The sequence below is a fragment of the Gilliamella sp. wkB112 genome (assembly GCF_001690685.1).
In the GTDB taxonomy this organism is placed as follows: Bacteria; Pseudomonadota; Gammaproteobacteria; order Enterobacterales; family Orbaceae; genus Gilliamella; species Gilliamella apicola_J.
The window spans coordinates 241,683-259,386 of sequence record NZ_LZGL01000013.1 but is presented as its reverse complement, the minus strand read 5'-3'; the positions used below and the strand labels follow the sequence as shown (position 1 = coordinate 259,386).

General features: G+C 34.1%; 17 protein-coding genes and 1 tRNA gene. 6 read left to right on the top strand and 12 right to left on the bottom strand.

Annotation, left to right across the window (positions count from 1 at the left end):
- Positions 1-63: 63 nt before the first annotated feature.
- The 3 genes from recD to A9G12_RS06085 all read right to left on the bottom strand — a co-directional run bounded on the left by recD (position 64) and on the right by A9G12_RS06085 (position 5,493).
- A complete protein-coding gene (gene recD, locus A9G12_RS06095) occupies positions 64-1,911 on the bottom strand; it encodes an exodeoxyribonuclease V subunit alpha (protein WP_065564968.1) in 1,848 nt (615 codons plus the stop codon).
- A gap of 25 nt (positions 1,912-1,936) precedes the next feature.
- Positions 1,937-3,556: a DUF4139 domain-containing protein gene (locus A9G12_RS06090; RefSeq protein WP_065564967.1), complete on the bottom strand. Its 1,620-nt coding sequence runs from the start codon at positions 3,554-3,556 to the stop codon at positions 1,937-1,939.
- 365 nt (positions 3,557-3,921) lie between these two features.
- Positions 3,922-5,493 (bottom strand): DUF4139 domain-containing protein, encoded by a 1,572-nt coding sequence (locus A9G12_RS06085; RefSeq protein WP_065564966.1) that lies wholly within the window; start codon positions 5,491-5,493, stop codon positions 3,922-3,924.
- Positions 5,494-5,730: 237 nt separating this feature from the next.
- Here A9G12_RS06085 and nadR point away from each other — a divergent pair, with 237 nt between their 5' ends.
- Together nadR and pnuC are read left to right on the top strand one after the other, a co-directional pair.
- On the top strand, positions 5,731-6,963 hold the full coding sequence (nadR, locus tag A9G12_RS06080) for a multifunctional transcriptional regulator/nicotinamide-nucleotide adenylyltransferase/ribosylnicotinamide kinase NadR (RefSeq protein WP_065564965.1): 1,233 nt from the start codon (positions 5,731-5,733) through the stop codon (positions 6,961-6,963).
- A 5-nt stretch (positions 6,964-6,968) separates the two neighbouring features.
- Positions 6,969-7,658: a nicotinamide riboside transporter PnuC gene (gene pnuC / locus A9G12_RS06075; protein ID WP_065564964.1), complete on the top strand. Its 690-nt coding sequence runs from the start codon at positions 6,969-6,971 to the stop codon at positions 7,656-7,658.
- 158 nt (positions 7,659-7,816) lie between these two features.
- Here the strand turns inward: pnuC and A9G12_RS06070 are convergent, their stop codons facing one another.
- From A9G12_RS06070 to A9G12_RS06045, 6 genes are read right to left on the bottom strand one after another with little or no spacing between them, the layout of a single operon-like run.
- On the bottom strand, positions 7,817-8,443 hold the full coding sequence (locus tag A9G12_RS06070) for a protein-L-isoaspartate(D-aspartate) O-methyltransferase (protein ID WP_065564963.1): 627 nt from the start codon (positions 8,441-8,443) through the stop codon (positions 7,817-7,819).
- A 5-nt stretch (positions 8,444-8,448) separates the two neighbouring features.
- A complete protein-coding gene (truD, locus tag A9G12_RS06065; protein WP_065564962.1) occupies positions 8,449-9,471 on the bottom strand; it encodes a tRNA pseudouridine(13) synthase TruD in 1,023 nt (340 codons plus the stop codon).
- A 44-nt stretch (positions 9,472-9,515) separates the two neighbouring features.
- Positions 9,516-9,992, bottom strand: a complete 477-nt coding sequence (gene ispF, locus A9G12_RS06060; RefSeq protein WP_065564961.1) for a 2-C-methyl-D-erythritol 2,4-cyclodiphosphate synthase — start codon at positions 9,990-9,992, stop codon at positions 9,516-9,518.
- 6 nt (positions 9,993-9,998) lie between these two features.
- On the bottom strand, positions 9,999-10,712 hold the full coding sequence (ispD, locus tag A9G12_RS06055; protein WP_442903473.1) for a 2-C-methyl-D-erythritol 4-phosphate cytidylyltransferase: 714 nt from the start codon (positions 10,710-10,712) through the stop codon (positions 9,999-10,001).
- Positions 10,709-11,005, bottom strand: coding sequence for a cell division protein FtsB (gene ftsB / locus A9G12_RS06050; RefSeq protein WP_065564960.1), 297 nt, complete (start codon positions 11,003-11,005; stop codon positions 10,709-10,711). Before ftsB ends, ispD begins: the two co-directional genes overlap by 4 nt.
- Before the next feature lie 19 nt (positions 11,006-11,024).
- Positions 11,025-11,342 carry a TusE/DsrC/DsvC family sulfur relay protein gene (locus A9G12_RS06045; protein WP_065564959.1) on the bottom strand — a complete coding sequence of 106 codons (318 nt, stop codon included), beginning with the start codon at positions 11,340-11,342 and terminating at the stop codon, positions 11,025-11,027.
- Positions 11,343-11,535: 193 nt separating this feature from the next.
- On the opposite strand from A9G12_RS06045, the gene A9G12_RS06040 reads away from it, so the two are divergent.
- Positions 11,536-11,623 (top strand) — tRNA-Ser (locus A9G12_RS06040).
- Positions 11,624-11,758: 135 nt separating this feature from the next.
- Complete coding sequence (locus tag A9G12_RS06035) at positions 11,759-12,604, top strand: DUF4393 domain-containing protein (RefSeq protein ID WP_065564958.1); 846 nt, start codon at positions 11,759-11,761, stop codon at positions 12,602-12,604.
- Positions 12,605-12,970: 366 nt separating this feature from the next.
- On the opposite strand, the gene A9G12_RS06030 is transcribed toward A9G12_RS06035, so the two are convergent.
- From A9G12_RS06030 to A9G12_RS06020, 3 genes are all read right to left on the bottom strand, one after another.
- Positions 12,971-13,486: a DUF2867 domain-containing protein gene (locus A9G12_RS06030; protein ID WP_065564957.1), complete on the bottom strand. Its 516-nt coding sequence runs from the start codon at positions 13,484-13,486 to the stop codon at positions 12,971-12,973.
- Positions 13,487-13,786: 300 nt separating this feature from the next.
- Positions 13,787-15,169 carry a hypothetical protein gene (locus A9G12_RS06025; protein ID WP_141674113.1) on the bottom strand — a complete coding sequence of 461 codons (1,383 nt, stop codon included), beginning with the start codon at positions 15,167-15,169 and terminating at the stop codon, positions 13,787-13,789.
- A 266-nt stretch (positions 15,170-15,435) separates the two neighbouring features.
- Positions 15,436-15,621 carry a DUF4424 family protein gene (locus A9G12_RS06020; protein ID WP_065564955.1) on the bottom strand — a complete coding sequence of 62 codons (186 nt, stop codon included), beginning with the start codon at positions 15,619-15,621 and terminating at the stop codon, positions 15,436-15,438.
- A gap of 134 nt (positions 15,622-15,755) precedes the next feature.
- On the opposite strand from A9G12_RS06020, the gene A9G12_RS06015 reads away from it, so the two are divergent.
- Together A9G12_RS06015 and A9G12_RS06010 are read left to right on the top strand one after the other, a co-directional pair.
- Entirely contained in the window at positions 15,756-16,310 is a 555-nt protein-coding gene (locus A9G12_RS06015) for a helix-turn-helix domain-containing protein (protein WP_065564954.1), read from the top strand.
- A gap of 307 nt (positions 16,311-16,617) precedes the next feature.
- Positions 16,618-17,700: a hypothetical protein gene (locus A9G12_RS06010; RefSeq protein ID WP_065564953.1), complete on the top strand. Its 1,083-nt coding sequence runs from the start codon at positions 16,618-16,620 to the stop codon at positions 17,698-17,700.
- Positions 17,701-17,704 lie beyond the last annotated feature (4 nt).

Below are 17,704 nucleotides of genomic sequence, written 5' to 3'. Positions count from 1 at the left end.
TTAGATCCCCTTAATAACATCTTATAAACTTCAACAACATTACTAACTAACCCACCAACTAAATTAATTATGTTGCAATAAATTAACTAATCCACTATGGCGCTCTGTTTGTGATTTAATTGCTTGGGATAAAACGAACTCAGTTGCATAAATTGAGACACTTTTTTTAGCTCGAGTGATGGCAGTATAAAGTAAAGAACGATTTAATAACGGCGAATAATCGCTAGGTAAAATAATATTAACATAATCAAACTCAGAACCTTGTGATTTGTGGATGGTCATAGCATAAGCGGTTTCATGTTCAGGTAATCTAAATGGTGAAAACCCCTTAATCGAACTATCAGCAAATGGGAAATAAACCCGTAGTTTTGAACTATCATGTTCAGCCGCTAGGGTGATCCCTATATCACCATTATATAGACCCAGAGCTGTACTATTACGTAAAATCATAATTGGCCTGCCAATATACCAAGCCTCTTGGTTCTTAAGACGAATCAATTTATGTTTAGCTAATAACGCTTCAATTTGTTGATTTAAACCTTCAACGCCAAACCTGCCATCGCGTACAGCACACAATAAACGGTATTGAGCAAAAGCAGTTAAAATCGTCCCTATATCAGCCGTGTGCTGTTGTTTTATGATAGTTAAATAGTGCTTATAGTGATCGACACATTGTTCCAATACCTCTTGATAAGTCTGCTGTGTTACTAATGGATGGAATTGAACATCAGTAAGAGTTGTATCAGTAAGTAGCTTATTGACTGTCGAATAATGCCCTTCTTTAACCGCATTAGCTAATAAGCCAATACCAGATGATTCGTTAAAACGATAACTTTTTTGTAGTAAACAAATACTATCAGTAATAGTTACAACTTGTAGCTGTACCGGAATTTGACAACCAGTTAAGTAGCTTAATTCATCAGCCCTACTTTTACTATAACCACTGGCAATAAAAGCACATAAATCACCAAATACAGCGCCGGCTTCAACTGATGAAAGTTGATCTTTATCGCCTAACAAAATTAGTCTCGCTGATGGAGGTAAAGCCTCAATAACTCGAGCCATCATATTTAAATCAACCATGGAAGCTTCATCAATCACTAACACATCCACATGCAACTGATTATTTTTATTATAACTGAAAGCACGGTTATCAGCTTTTGCTCCCAATAATCGGTGTAAAGTAACGGCTTCGGCTTTAATGTTTAGTGGTGCTAACCCTAGCTGTTCAATCGCTCGGCTTAAGGACTCTGTTAACCTAGAAGCAGCTTTGCCGGTTGGAGCAGCCGTTACAATTCTCGCCTTAGGACTAGTTAAACGGATTCCAGCTAAAATCTTTGCAACGGTGGTGGTTTTCCCGGTACCGGGGCCACCGGAAATAATGGCAACTTTTCGTGTCAAAGCAACCGCCACGGCTACCTTTTGCCAATCAATATCATTGTCATTATTAGTAAACAGTTGCTCGAGGATCTGTTTTAGATCAGCTTGCTCAACTGTAGGCTCATCCAACATTGTGTGATTAAAATAGTTGGCAACTTTCTGTTCATCTAACCACATCCGCTGAAAATACAGCTTATCTTGGGTAAAAATCAGTGGCGCTAATTCACTGCCATCACTCACCACTTGCTGATTTTTAGCTTGTGCTAACGCAATTAACCAATCATTTTCAGTTGGTGACAATAAATCTAAGTAAACTGAAGATTCAATATTAGTTGGATTTAAGCGAGTAAGATCCAAACACACATGCCCTTCTCTAACTTCCATACTCAACGATAACACTATAAAGCCAAATCGTTTAGCGATGATCACATCGGTAAACTTTGCCTTATTAGTTAAAAAGTTGGCTAAATGAATATCTAGCAAACTTACTTGACTATCTTTTTTAAACTGATTTAGCCATTCGGATAACATGCGATTTTCTTTCTATTAATTGTGTCTATAAACCAATAACTTCGTCAACTTTGTCTTTAGGATAAGACACCTTAAAACTGAGATTAAGATTTTTAGCTTCACTCGGCTGTAATGCCAGCGTCCAGATTAATAATCCAGTTTCTTTATTTAAATCAGCCCCATCATATTTAGTATCTTCAAGAGTTATCGCTTTATTTAAAATCACCGGTAACTGATCATAAATAGCAATGTCGATTGGCAACTGTTTAGTATTTTTAACATCGATGGTATAAGCATATTTTTGTGAAATATCATTACCAAGGAATGAAGGCTTGGAGGTTTCTTTGATATTACGTTTACGCGAGATTAAAATATTTTTGTCTCGACCTAATGATAGTTTCAGCGTATCTTGCACATCCTTAGTGGTTATAAAACTTTCACCTATATAATTACCATTAAAAAATACCGTTGCTTTACCGGGTAACAAGTTAAGTTTATCCCAATCAGCAATTTGTGCTTGCAAGTACACATTGCTATCGAGTTTAGGAGTTGAAATATAACGGTATTTAGCCTCAACCGGTTTTTCTTGTAGGATTAATACATTATCTTTACTACCAGATTTAATAGTAAAAGGTAACTTAACATCAAAATGAGTATCAATACCACTATTATTGATCAACACATTATTTTTTGGTAATTGAGGAATTATTGTAATTGCCGATTGTCCCAATTTTGCATCAGCAAAATCTTCACTACTCATACCAACATCAAACATTTGGCCTTGTTTATTTTTTTGAGGTGCAAAACGATATTTTTCGGCATTATACAAATCAATATGCCATGGAGCCGTAAAGATAGGTGCGGTAATGCCTTCACTTGGATTAGCGGTAGACAAACTAAAATCAACATTTTGCCAATCGATGCCACTTTGTTGGTAAACATTAGCTTTATAAGCTAATTGCACTGGTGAATTAATATCAGCTACCCGCACATCATAAACTGGTTGCCAACCAGCTTCAGTGATCACATAAGAAACCATTACAGGTACTGTCACATCTTTATCGGCAAGCACTTTTACTGCAATAGCATTATTCAAACTATGTGTTGCCGCCTGTTGCTGATCTATTTTTTGTTGGCAATCATTAAGCTTCTTTTTTAGGCTATCTAACTCTTTTTGCAACGCATATTGTTCATTCAAAGCGTTAACTAAATTAGTTTTAGTAAACTCTACAACATCTTGCATATCTGTGGTTTTAATTAAGCCGTCTAAACGATTGCCTTGCAACATAGCCACTGTTTCCGAAGCTACTTGATATTGAATATTAGTTGTGGCGTACTTTTCTTGTATTTGTTTTAATTGCGTTAATAACGGCTGAAGATCACTATTGTCAGGCTTATCTGCTTCAGTATTATTCTGCAAACTTGTTGATAAAATCTTCACATTGCTATCAGCCCCAAAGCCGACAGCAATAGAATTCGGATTAACATTATCAGCAATACCCGTTAATACAATTTCACTCTCTCCTTTGGTCAAAGTAACCTTGGCTTGTCCTTGTAATTCAGCCCCATTTAAAAACAAAGTCACTTTATTCAAAGTGACATTATTATTGGCTAAAGCCGAGCTCGAAATAAAGGCGATTAATAGTGCTAATTTTTGCATTTTCATTGTTTTATCCTTTTATTAGTATAACTATGACTCCAACCATAAGCATAAAATATTTACTCAGTTCAAGCGAACTAAGTCACCTCTAATCACTTATGTAAAAAGTCCATGTTGATTTTCATTATATTAAATAGTCTCAATAAAAACACATTAATTTTGGTTTAATATATTCAGTGTTATTTAAAGTTATATAGTCTCAGTTAAGGACTGGAAACACCACAATAAGTATAAGTAATTGTAGCGGGTTAAATAACTTAAAGTTATTTAAGGCGTAGGCTGAATGATAAAATCCAAATGCCAAATCATTTAGTCTAAACTAATGATTTGACCATCTGGATAATATGCAGAGTTTTAGGTTAAAGTTTTACCTATAAACCTATTATGTAATTCTCTTCATCTTTAGGATAAGTTAACTTAAAACGCAAATTAAGATTTTTGACTTCACTTGGTTGTAGTGACAGTTTCCAGGTTAATAATCCTGTTTCTTTATTGAAATCGGCGCCATCATATTTAGCATCTTCAAGGGTTATAGCTTTATTGTGGATCACTGGTAACTGATCATAAATAACAAGATCTATTGGTAATGATTTGCTATTTTTAACATCAATGGTATAAGCATATTTTTGTGAAATATCATCGCCAAAGAAGGTAGGTTTTGAAGTCTCATTAAGGTTACGTTTACGAGTAATAAAAATATTTTTATCTCGCCCTAATGATAGATTAAGAGTATCTTTTACACCGTTAGTAGTAATATAACTTTCACCAATATAATTACCATTAAAAAATACCGTTGATTTACCTGGTAATAAACTCAGTTTATCCCAATCAGTAATTTGCGCTTGTAAATACACATTACTATCCAGTTTTGGAGTAGAAATATAATGGTATTTAGCTTCAACTTGTTGGTCTTGTAGGATTAATACATTGTCTTGAGTATGAGTCTTGATGGTATAAGGCAACTTAACCTCAAATCGAGTATCAATACCGCTAGCATTAATCCATGTATTACTAGCCGGGTTTACCGATTTAGATATTTTAGCACTTATGCCATCATAGTCTTTTTCACTCTTAGAAAAAAAGAAACTACTTTTCCCACTGGTGTACATATCAATATGCCATGGTGATAATATTGGTGCAGTAATACCTTCACTTGGATTGGCTGTAGACAAACTAAAATTAACATTTTGCCAATCTATGCCACTTTTCTGATAAACATTAGCTTTATAAGTTAATTGTAGCGGCGAATTAATATCAGTCACGCGCACATCATAACTCGGTTGCCAACCAGCATCCGTGATCACATAAGAAACCACTACAGGCAAGGTTATGTCGTTATCGGCATACACTTTTACTGTAATTGCATTATTTAAACTATGAGTAGCAGTTTGTTGCTGATCTATTTTTTGCTGGCAATCATCGATTTGCTGTTTTAAGTTATCTAACTCAGTTTGTAATGTATATTGCTCATTTAACGCGCTAACTAAATTGGTTTTAATGAAATTTACAGCATTTTGCATATCTGTAGTTTTAATTAAGCCTTCTAATCGATTGCCTTGCAACAGTACCACTGTTTCCGAAGCAGCTTGATATTGAATATTAATGGAGGTGTACTTTTGTTGTAATTGTTTAAGTTGGGTTAATAACGGCTGCAGATCACTATTTTCGGGCTTATTTGCTTCAGTATCATTTTGCAAACTAGTCGATAAAATCTTTACGTTATTATCAGTCCCAAAGCCGACTGTAATAGAATCAGGGTTTACACCATTAGCTATACCCGTTAATACAATTTCACTTTCACCCTTGGCAAGCGTAACCTCGGCTTGCCCTTGTAATTCCGCACCTTTTAAAAACAAAGTCACTTTGTCTAAGGTGACATTATTATTGGCAAAGGCAGAACCCGAAACAAGGGCAACTAAAAGCGCTAACTTTTGAAGTTTCATTGTTTATCCTTTTATTAATCTAATTTTAATTCCAATCATATCCATAAAATAACACTCAGCGCACCTTAATCAAGTGGACTTATCAATCCTGATGTTAAGGGCTCATGTTAGTTTTAATTTACATTATATTAAATAGTTTAACTAGTAACACATTAATTTACGTTTAATATATTGAACAGAAATTAAATATAATATATATTAAGTTAAATATATGAAACAAAAAACTAAGGAGTCACTATGAATAGCTTTAGTTATTTAAAAAAAACAATTAAACGCAAAAACTTATCCTTACAAACCGTTGCCGATGCTTGCCAAATGACTAAAGGTTATTTAAGTCAATTGATTAACGATAAAATAAAAAATCCAAGTGCCCAGAAATTACAATCATTACATCAATATTTACAAATTGAAGCAGTGGATCATAGTAAAAAAATAGGTGTAATTTTTGGTAAATTCTATCCTTTACATACCGGGCATATCTACCTAATTCAACGTGCTATTAGTCAAGTTGATGAACTATTCATAATTCTATGTTCTGACACTAAGCGCGATATGCAATTATTTGAACAAAGCGCCATGTCACGGCAACCAACTATTAATGATCGCATTCGTTGGTTATTACAGACGTTTAAATATCAAAAAAATATTCATATCGAATTATTGGAAGAGGATGGTATTCCTGCCTACCCTAATGGTTGGCAAGAATGGAGTGAACGAGTAAAAAAACTATTTCAACATAAAGGTATCCAACCTAATTGGATTTATTCTAGCGAACCTCAAGACGTGAACATGTATAAAGATTTATTCGCTCTAGAAACAGTTTTAATCGATCCGAGTCGGCAATTTATGCCAGTGAGTGGTAGCCAAATCCGTAAAGCCCCGCTTAAAAACTGGCAATATATTCCTACTGAAGTCAGACCGTTTTTTGTACGTACTGTGGCTATTTTGGGTGGAGAGTCTAGTGGTAAATCGACCTTAGTCAATAAATTGGCTAATGTATTCAATACCACCAGTGCTTGGGAATATGGTCGTGATTATGTATTTTCCCATCTTGGCGGTGATGAACGTGCATTACAATTTGCTGATTACGATAAAATCGCCTTAGGGCACGCGCAATATATCGATTTTGCGATCAAACATGCCAATAAGGTTTCCTTTATTGACACCGACTTTGTAACTACCCAAGCATTTTGTAAAAAATATGAAGGCAAAGAACACCCATTTTTACAAGCAATGATTAATAACTATCGCTTTGATCTGGTGATTTTACTTGGCAATAACACTCCATGGGTAGCCGATGGTTTACGCCATTTAGGTAATCCAAAGCAACGTAAAGACTTTCAACAATTACTTATTTCACTATTGCAAAAAAATAATATTAACTACATTCAAATCGATTCGCCAGATTATGAACAACGTTATTTACGTTGTATCGATTTGGTTAACCAACTTATTAATCATGAGGAATAGTAGCTATGGATAAACTAATCGCAGGTATCATCCTAATCGGTCGTAACAAATTTTATCCACTGTTTTGTATTGTCTGCGTTACTTTAGCCTTTTTGTACACGGATCCGTTTACTGCGTTGAATCTGCGCTACGCGGTGTCCTATTTTGGGGCATTTTGTGGTTTGCTTTGTGTGATTCTACTAGCTAAGCGCAAAAATAGCGGTAACCTACTAGGCATGGTTGCTGTAACCGGAGAATGTATTGCCAATTTTTTAGGTGGCAATATTGGTGCCAGCCTACCCACTTTCTACTATTTTTGTTCCCACATTTATGGGATCATCACCTGGCATCAAAACCAAGATGATAATAAAAGTGTCAAAGTTCGCGCCCTGAATGAACAGGCATTTTTATACACTATAGTCTTCCTAATCTGCGCAGTATTTTTTAATATTTATCTAACCAATGCCATTGGCGTTGACAATACTATTTATCAACTAATTGCTAACTGCTTTATTTTTGGCTTAGGTGTGGTGGCGCAACTATTATTAATGCTACGGTACTCATTTAATTGGTATTTGTGGGTGATTTTAAACGTGCTGGTTATTGGACTAAATATTTATACCGATAACCTTATTATTGCAACGCAATACCTAATCTACCTGTTTAATGCTATTTATGGGATCTGTGAATGGAAACAATCAGAAGGTAAATCATAAATCATTATTCTGTTGGAAAGATGTTTCAGGAGTGGTATATGTTTAAGTATAAAATAGTCAATAAATAATTATTAGCTATTTTTATAATCTATATTTACCGACATAAATCAACAATAGTGTGGCTAGCTAAATTGACGGCTAGCCACACTAGTATCATACTACTCAATATCACCTTTAACTAATGGCACAAATTTAACTTCTTCCATTTCTTGCGTGATAAAGTGATCACCATCACGTTCTATTAATTGTAAAACTTGAGTATTTTCGCCAACCGGAATCACTAAGCGACCTTTATCAGCCAATTGTTCAAGTAAACTCTGTGGTACTTCTGACGCAGCCGCCGTTACAATAATGCCATCAAATGGTGCCCTTTCCGGCCAACCTAACCATCCATTACCATGACGAGTTGCAATATTATGCAGATCAAGTTGCTTCAAACGTCGTTTAGTATTCCACTGTAAACTCTTGATCCTTTCTACCGAACAAACATAATTAACTAACTTAGCCAAAATCGCGGTTTGATAGCCAGATCCAGTACCGATTTCCAACACTTTAGAATCAGGCTCTAAATGCAATAATTCGGTCATTCTAGCCACCATGTAAGGTTGCGAAATAGTTTGCCCACTACCAATCGGCAACGAACGATTATTATAAGCTTGATGAGAAAGTGCTTCGTCAATAAAAAGTTCACGCGGGATTGAAGCAATCGCCGTTAACACCCGTTCATCTTTGATTCCTTGCTGGCGCAATAATGTAATTAAAGACTGCATTTTTGGAGTTAGCATTTCCCTTACTCATTCCCTATTATCAATTCACGTATTACACTAGTAGCATAACTGCCTGCTGGTAAATAAAAGCTAATATCAATACTACTATCATCCAACCACTGCCAAATTAGCTGCTGAGGGCGTAATAACAATGATCGTCTGGTAGTTGCCAACCGTTCTTGCTTAAACAACGCATTAAATTCAGACCAATTGTGTAAACACTTTTGTTCAAACCCAAGAGCCGCAGCTTCAGTACCAAGTGGCGAATCACCAACCATTGGCGCGGTAATATTAAGTTCACCTTGCTGTAATCGCTGTTGTAACTCATCAAGTTCAGTTATTGGCGCTACAAACCAACTCCCTCGCTGCACTAATTGCAAAATATCACCGACTAGCACTTGTTGGTGTAGATTTTGTTCAATGCGTTTGCTTACTATATCATTAAAAATGGCACTGCGAGCAGCCGATAAATAAAAGCTACGTTTATGCCTATCTTTAACTTTAATCTCACCATTAGCCCATTTTAAAGCTTGGGTAAGATTATTGCCGTCACGACCAAACCGTTGTTCACCAAAATAATTGGGTACACCATGTTGACCAATTAGCGTTAGTTTAGCATCAAGCTCGGTTTTCGCGGATAATTCTCTGAGAATTATATTAAAATAGTTACCTTTTAAGGCGCCAATTTTCAATTTTTTATTATGTCGAGTCACCTGCAATATTTGGCAACCATTTACATGAAATTCGGCAAAGTCAGGTGTAGCTTGACCGGGCATATGTAAACTAAACCATTGTTGTGTCACCGCCTGGCGGTCCTTTAAGCCGGCATAACTAACCAACCGCGGCGAAATCCCAACATATTTAGCCAACTGCTCCGCCACATAAACGGTATTACAGTCACACTTTTGTATATAGACAAAAATATGCTCACCGTCACCAGTCAACTCAAAACCTAGATCTTCTTTAACCACAAAATCGGTATATTGCTGTTTATATTGCCCGATGGTGGCTGGCTTTCCATATAAATAATTTACATTTGCTAACACTGCTTTGCCTATCGTTTATATTTAGTTAGATTTTAATATATCGGTTAACCTTTACGTGTTAACAACACTACTGCTTCACAAGCGATCCCTTCTTTGCGTCCAGTAAAACCTAATTGCTCAGTGGTAGTCGCTTTTATACTAATTTTATCAAAATGAACATTAAGATCTTCTGCTATATTAACCCGCATTTGATCAACATGGGGGCGCATCTTTGGCTCTTGTGCAATAATCGTAGCATCCAGATTAGCCAACTCATAACCTTTGGCTAGAATAATGCTGTAGGCTTGCTTTAACAACAGCCGACTATCAATACCTTTATATTTAGGATCAGTATCCGGGAATAGCTTACCAATGTCCCCCAATGCTAATGCCCCGATCAATGCATCGGTAATCGCATGCAGCACTACATCACCATCAGAGTGAGCAATCAACCCATATTGATAAGGAATTTTTACCCCACCAAGAGTGATTGGACCTACATTACCAAATTTATGTACATCAAATCCATGCCCTATTCTCATAACTGCTTACCTATCAGAACTATGCTTGGTTAAATAATATGTAGCTAACGCAACATCTTCGGGACGAGTAATTTTTATATTGTCTCGTCGACATTCAACTAATAAAGGATGTCCGCCACAATACTCAATTGCTGACGCTTCATCAGTAATAGCGACATGATTTTGTAATGCTTGCCGTAAACATGATTTTAACTCAGCTACATTAAATAATTGCGGAGTTGCTGCAGCCCATAAATAACTACGATCGACTGATTTTTCAATAACGCTATCAACTGGGTACGCACGTTTTATGGTATCACTAATACGAGTAGCCAAAATACCTCCGCGTTGCGAATTGACAACAGTTTCAATTAAACGACTAATATCATCCATTGCCACACAAGGTCTAGCGGCATCATGGACTAAAGCCCAATCATTAGCATCAAGCAACATTAATCCGGCTAGTACCGAATCAGCTCTAGTTTCGCCCCCATAAGTAACCTTAATTTTAGGATGGCTAGCAATGGCAAGTTTATTAAACATGTCATCATTCGAGTTAATAACTACCATTACTGTATCGATTTTAGGGTGCGTTACTAATTTAGCTAATGTATGCTCTATAATCGTCATTGAGCCAATTTTAATATATTGCTTAGGAATATGATTATTCATACGAAAGCCAACCCCTGCAGCTGGCACTATTGCACTAATTTTACGAGTAATATTCACGTGATGCCTTATTGTTTTTGTGAATTAGAATCAATAATTATTCGATAAAAATATTCGTTAGGTTTAACCATACCTAAATGGCTTCGGGCGCGTTCCTCTATTGCTTCTGAACCTCGTTGTAAGTCATTAATTTCAGCAAACATCTGTTCATTTCGGGCTTTTAATTTATCATTTTCAGCATGTAGTTCGACTAACGTTTGCACGTTATCTTGGTAGTCATAGACATTATTTTTGCCATACCATAAAGAGTATTGTAAAAAACCGAGTATTGCCAGTAGTAATAAAGGTAGCTTCCATCTGATCATGAATTAATATCTTCTTTATCTATATACATTTAACCGGCTTTGGCAAACCGGCAAGTTTAGTTGCTTGCTTAGCCGGACCTTCGGGAAACAATCGGTATAAATAACGGCTATTGCCTTTTTCCGCACCAAACTTATTTGCCATCGCCTTCACTAATGCCCGAATGGCTGGTGAGGTTTTATATTGCAAATAGAAATCACGCACCAACAAAATCACTTCCCAATGAGCATCGGTTAAGGCAATCGACTCAGTTAATGCCAGTTCGGGCACCAACTCCATCGACCAGTCCTGCCAGTTTTTTAAATAACCATTATCATCAGTTGCTATCTGTGCTAACATTTTGCTTAATACCTAATTTCAGTTGTAGCGTATTATACTCAATTAAATCAATTGCAACACTAGTTTTAAGGTTAAAAGTCAGCAAATACCGCTAACTACGACAGGAATTGATGAAATTTAAAGCAAACTCACTTTTTTTTCAAATTAGCTATTTACAAAAGGGCGTCACTACTTTAATATTCTGCGGCATTGCGGAAGTGTGGCTGAGCGGTTGAAAGCACCGGTCTTGAAAACCGGCGAGGGGCGACCCTCCCAGAGTTCGAATCTCTGCGCTTCCGCCATCTTTTCAAGCAATATCAAACAATTTCCCCTCTACAGAAAAATTACCCAAAAAGAATAAAGAAAACGTGGTTTATTTTTTAATCTATGTTTTTACAAGTTAAAAATCTCCTTAGTGAATATTAGTGAGGTAAAATATGACAGAAGAAAACCCAACTAAAGATTTAAAAGACATTCCCGATAAAGTTGCAAATCAAGTTATTAAGGAAGTTGCCATGCCTGTCGTTAAACCTTCTGTCGATAATTTAAGTCAAAGTTTAGAAATAGTAACTGGAACAATATTAACTGTTTTAAAACCACTCAAAGTATTTATTAATGGATATGCTGCAATAGAAAAACTTATAGAAAATAAGTTAGCTAAAAAATTAGAAGGTGTACCATTAGAAGATGTTGTACCACCTAAAGCATCTATTGCTGTACCAACTATTGAAGCATTAAGATATACAGCAGACGAAGAAGAACTGCATGAGCTTTTTCTTAATCTATTAGCATCATCAATGAATAAAAATGAATCATCCTCCGCATTACCTTGCTTCGTTGAAATCATTAAGCAATTGACCTCTGATGAAGCAAAAATTATGGCTTTTCTCAAAACAGAAAAATCAATCCCTTTTATAATAGTTCGAGCACATGAAAATGAAAGTTCTACCTTTGGAATGAATATATTATCCAAATATACATGTATTGGTAAAAAAATAAATTGTAGTGATTTAAAAATCGTAAATAGCTATCTTGATAACCTTGACAGATTAGGTCTTATTGAAATAGATGATCAACGTAACTATAAAGATAAAAATGAATATAATGACTTAAAAAATGATAACTATATTAAACAAATAGAAGAGATAATAAGACAAGGTGAAAATTGTAACTTTCCAAAAATAGAAGAAGGCATCATTAATTTAACCGATTTGGGAAAACTATTCACTGAAATATGTATAGGTGACCAACCAATTATAGTCAGACCAAAGAAACCTGAATAGTCTTACAAAAGTAATCTTATTCAACCTTAGCTGTAATAACAGCTTAAAAGCGACTCTTCTCGACAGTATTATGCATTGAATTCAATGTCAAGAGGTCGAAAAATAAAATACCCATCGGTTTTTAACTGTAAATGTTACACACTATCATTTTATTTTCCTTAATTTGTGAAAATTAAATCTAAAATAGCAAAATTCGCATTAAAAAACAAACATCTAATGTTATTTACAACTTATTGATTCATAGAAATTATTTTCTTTAATTATACTAACTAGGATTTTTTTGCATAATAAATCAGCACATCTTCTGATTTCAATTTATTAGCAATTTAGAATTAACAAGCTATTTTCTATTATTTATTACTTCCTTCATCTAACCTTTAAATTTTTAAATAAATTTCTCACGATATACGGATGCATAATAGAAACAGGCAACATATATAGTTTTCCAATAACATTATGATTTTTGACTGAAGTAATTAAATATAATTTATTTTGAAAATCGTTAGCATGAACCAGTCGGATATGTACACAAACATCGAGATGTGAATCCCTTACAACCAATGTTAGTGTTTGTTTGTCTTTCTCAGTTATTGTAAAAAAATGGGCTGTGCTACCTACATTTGGTTCATCGTCACCTAATTTATCAAATCCTTTAATCGACTCAATACCAACTATTTTCCCTAAAAAATCCCTAAGACTAAACAACAGCCTTAGCCATATAGGTTGATGGTATGTCATCATTTTATAAGCATCATACGACGAAATATTTTTAGGAATATTCACACTTTGATAGCTTAAATAATCAACATTATCCGCTACCAGGGTTATGTGGTTTAATAAAGCTTTGAGTGTATTAAGCGTATCCTTTTGCTTGGTATTCATAGGTTAATTTTATTAGTTTTTCATATTGCATATTGTAATGGTCAGCAAACATGCGGAATAATAAGTTAATAGATTATTAATAATAACACTATTATCATCAAACTAAGATGAGTTGTTTTATATATTCATGGTATTAGGATTATTTTTGATATTTAATATCTTTTTTATCCTCCATAATGCAACTTCAATGAATAGAAAGTTGTCGATAACTTTACCCTAATGTCATTACAATCCCTGCAATTAATTCTGAAAAAATAATATTAACAGGTAACCTCAAGTGACTAATTTTTAATAAATGCATTACGGAGTAATAAGCATGTTCATTAATTTTTGTAACGTTTCATAATCGTCAGCCTTAAGACCCTGAGGGGAAACGTTATCCAACACTTGTGGAGTTTTCTTTACCGAAGGATTGACGTAAGCATAAACCTTATTACCATCGGTAAAAAAGTAATAGTAATCCACAACAACTGAATCTCCCATGCGACTATCGCATGGTTTGATAACATTGACAATTGATCCTAAAAAAATAGGTGTATTTAGGAATATATCACTACTAAGTTCGTCAGCACCAATAAAAATTCTTTGTTTTTGGATTTCAATATAATCCTCAGTAGTTTTAAGTTTAATCTTTTTTTCTTGAGGTTGCAGCTGATGTTCATGATAAAGGTATTCCAATACATTGTCAGAAAATACCACCGTAACAGGTCGATGCAGTTCCTCAGGATTCTTAACCACCACCAGATCAAGTGGCTGGCGTTCTTGAATAAGATCCCAATTATCAGCATAAACTTTATCATGATAAACATACACATCTTTGTACTTATTCAGGTAGGTTGCTTGTACAGGCGTGAAAAAAGAATCCTCCCCTTGAGGCACAGTACGGTGTGCATAAAGCCAGAGCAGTCCATCTTTGGTATCAATCGAATCCCCTGAGTAACTAGGGTGAATCTCAGCATTAGTGAAGCCATCACGCTTACCTTGCAGATTAAACTGTTTGGTAATGTCTTGGTATATAAATCGTATATTAATCAGGTAAAATGTATCATCATCATATAAATAGTGATGTTGCTGATAAAAATCCAGTGACTGAACGAAATGTGTTTGTGAAGGTGAGAGATGCGGTATTTCTTTAAGTTTATTTTCGCCTTCATAATAAATATACACCGCATGATCATCTTTTAATAATATTTCACCACGGTTGAAGTTGGCGATTATTTCCAGATTGCCTTTAAGTTCAGGTATTTTGTGTTTAATGCTTTGCCCATTATATGCTAAAACAACATAATACCAGTCACCGGAAACTAGATAAAACTGGTTAGAGACTATTTTGTTAACTTCGTCCTCACGAAACAGTGGGTTAACACCATACTCTTTAACTGTATATAAAGATTTAGGTACAAGATAGTACATAGCATCTGTCAGGAAAAGTATATATTTGCCATCATCAGAAATAACCCGAAAATCTTGACCGTTAACACCTTTTAAGAGCTCTTTATCCTGAGATACATAACTGACTTTATTGCTATCTTTAATTGTTTCCTGCAAAAACATACCGCCGTTTTCAACCACTAAGTTGTAATAACCTTCGACGGTATAGCTATAGCAGTGACTTGCTTGTGCCAAGCAGGCGAATATCAAACAGGTGATAGCTAATAGGATCTGTTGTATAAGATGTTTCATTGTTGATGAGCTTTAGAAAATATTAACACTTAACCATTTTAGCAGAATAATTTAGAAATATAGAGGGCTATTTGTATCGCTTTTTTAAACAGAGTAAGATTATATTTTGGTTTGTTTAGCAAATTGCTTTTAATAAATATATCCAAGTAGTTTCAACTCTAGTACATTGAAAAATATGATTCTAGTTATTTTTCTTAACCTATTTTATACTTAAACGCATAGTTATTTGGAAACATCTTGACATAAATATCAACAACAGTGCAAATTTACTGATTGTGATATTTTTTATTCATCAAGATTCTGACGTGACGGTTAGGAGTGATCACTTTACCATCAACCAAAACTTGAAAACGATTGAGCATGCGTTCAGTATTGGCATAATCATCCTCACCTAAGCCACTCATTATTGGCAATGGAAAAACAATTGTTTCGGTAATATCATGATCGGTCAAATTTTTAAAACTTATCTACATTTTTAATAAACCTTATGAAATGAATAATCAAGTATTACTTCGAGTTAACTTGACACTGTAAAATTTCGATATAATCTTTATAAGATAAAAATATAGTTAGGTGTATTAAATCAATGAATGAAGATTTTAAAGATTGTAATGTTGGACTAAAAATAAAAGAAATTAGAAAACAGCAAAATAAAACATTACAACAATTATCACTGATAAGTGGTTTATCCAGTGGATATTTAAGTAACCTAGAGAGAAATGTAATAAGCCCAACTATATCTCAACTACAAAAAGTGTGCTTTGCCTTAAATGTAAATATTACTGATGTTTTGACTGTTCATAAAACTGCTATAAGTCCTGTAACCAAAATGGAAGAAAGAAAAGTTTTTTTCTCAGAAAAAGGCAAAGTTAAATACGAGATATTAAACAGTGAAGAAAATGAGATAGAAGGTATTTGTATTACAGTAGAAAAAGGCATTAATTATGAACGAACTTCTTGGGGACATGATTATGATGAAATTGCTATTATTATCCAAGGAAGTTTATGTATAGAAATGTTAGATCAAGAATTTATTGTTAATGCTGGTGATACTATTTATATAAAGAAAAATACTTTACATACATTTAAAAACATTGGTGATTCTACTTGCGTAAGCTATTGGTTCTATAAGAAAAAATAATTTTCACTAGATTCCTACCCCATTTTTTACACTTTAAAATTAAAGTTTCATATTCTTTTTATTCAATTTTACCCTTTTATTTTTTAATAATAATCGGGTGCATCTTTTCATTTTTCCTCCTCCAAAAACTATATAAACTTGATCTAATTCACAAATATGAATTATTTTATCACAAAAATGAAAAAAACAATGGCTAAAAAATAGGTTTATGCTAGCTTATATTCACAATCATGAAAAATATTTTTATTTTTTTTATTATTGTGACGGATGACAATTTAAAAAACTATAACTCTCATGAGGAAAATATATGAATAAATCATTTTTAAGTCAGGTGTATATTTTTATTGCATCAAGTTTAGGTTACTTAATAGGTGGTGGTTTTATGAGTGGACAAGAAACTATACAGTTTTTTGTTCCCTTTGGTTTTAATGCTATCGGAGTTGGTTTAATTTTTAGTCTGGTAATTATATTCGTAAATATTGGTTTTATTTATGCTGGGAAATATGGTGGTTGCAGTAAAGGTACAGAAGTGTTCGCCTTTTTTTGTGGCCCGCTTATTGGTAAAGTAATTGAGTGGTTTTCACTTCTATTTTGTTTCACTATGTTTATTGCAGAGATCGCAGCAGGAGGTTCAATCTTATTTGAACAATATGGGCTACCACTCATTATTGGCGCAATTATTACTGCAATTATTACTGCCGGAACAGTTACTATTGGTTTAAATTCTATTCTTAAATCATTAGGTATTATTATGCCATTTTTAACCGCCTTCGTTATTATTGTCAGTATCGCCACTTTAATAATCAATGGTAATAATATAGATACTAATACTGCTCGCATTACAACAAACGAATTTGAATTATTAAAAGTTGCACCTAATTGGTTTTTATCAGGTATATCACTAGTTGGTTTAATGGTGTTATTTTTAGCCGCTTTTTCAGCAGATTTAGCAACAAAATATAACTTTAAACCGTTAGTTATTGGTCAAAGTATTGGTTTAATTATTTACGCTTTACTTGATATTATCGGTTCTTTTGCAATCACATCAAATATTGATCAAGTAGCTAATAAACAAATTATCAATTTATTCTTAGCAAAAGAAATTTGGGCTCCACTAGGAATTGCCTTTGGTGCATTAATCTTTTTTGCCATCTACACTATTTCAACACCATTACTTCATGTTATAGCAATTAAATTTTCTGAAGAAGGAACCAAAAAACATAAATTAATTGTATGGGGTGTTTCTCTGGTTGCGTTAATTGGTGCTATTGCTATGCCGTTTGATGTCATTATTAATGCCGTCTATATCATGAGTGGATATGTTGGATCACTTATTGTTGTTCTAATGGTTGTAAAATTTATCCGCATCTATTTAACCAAAAAACATTAATATA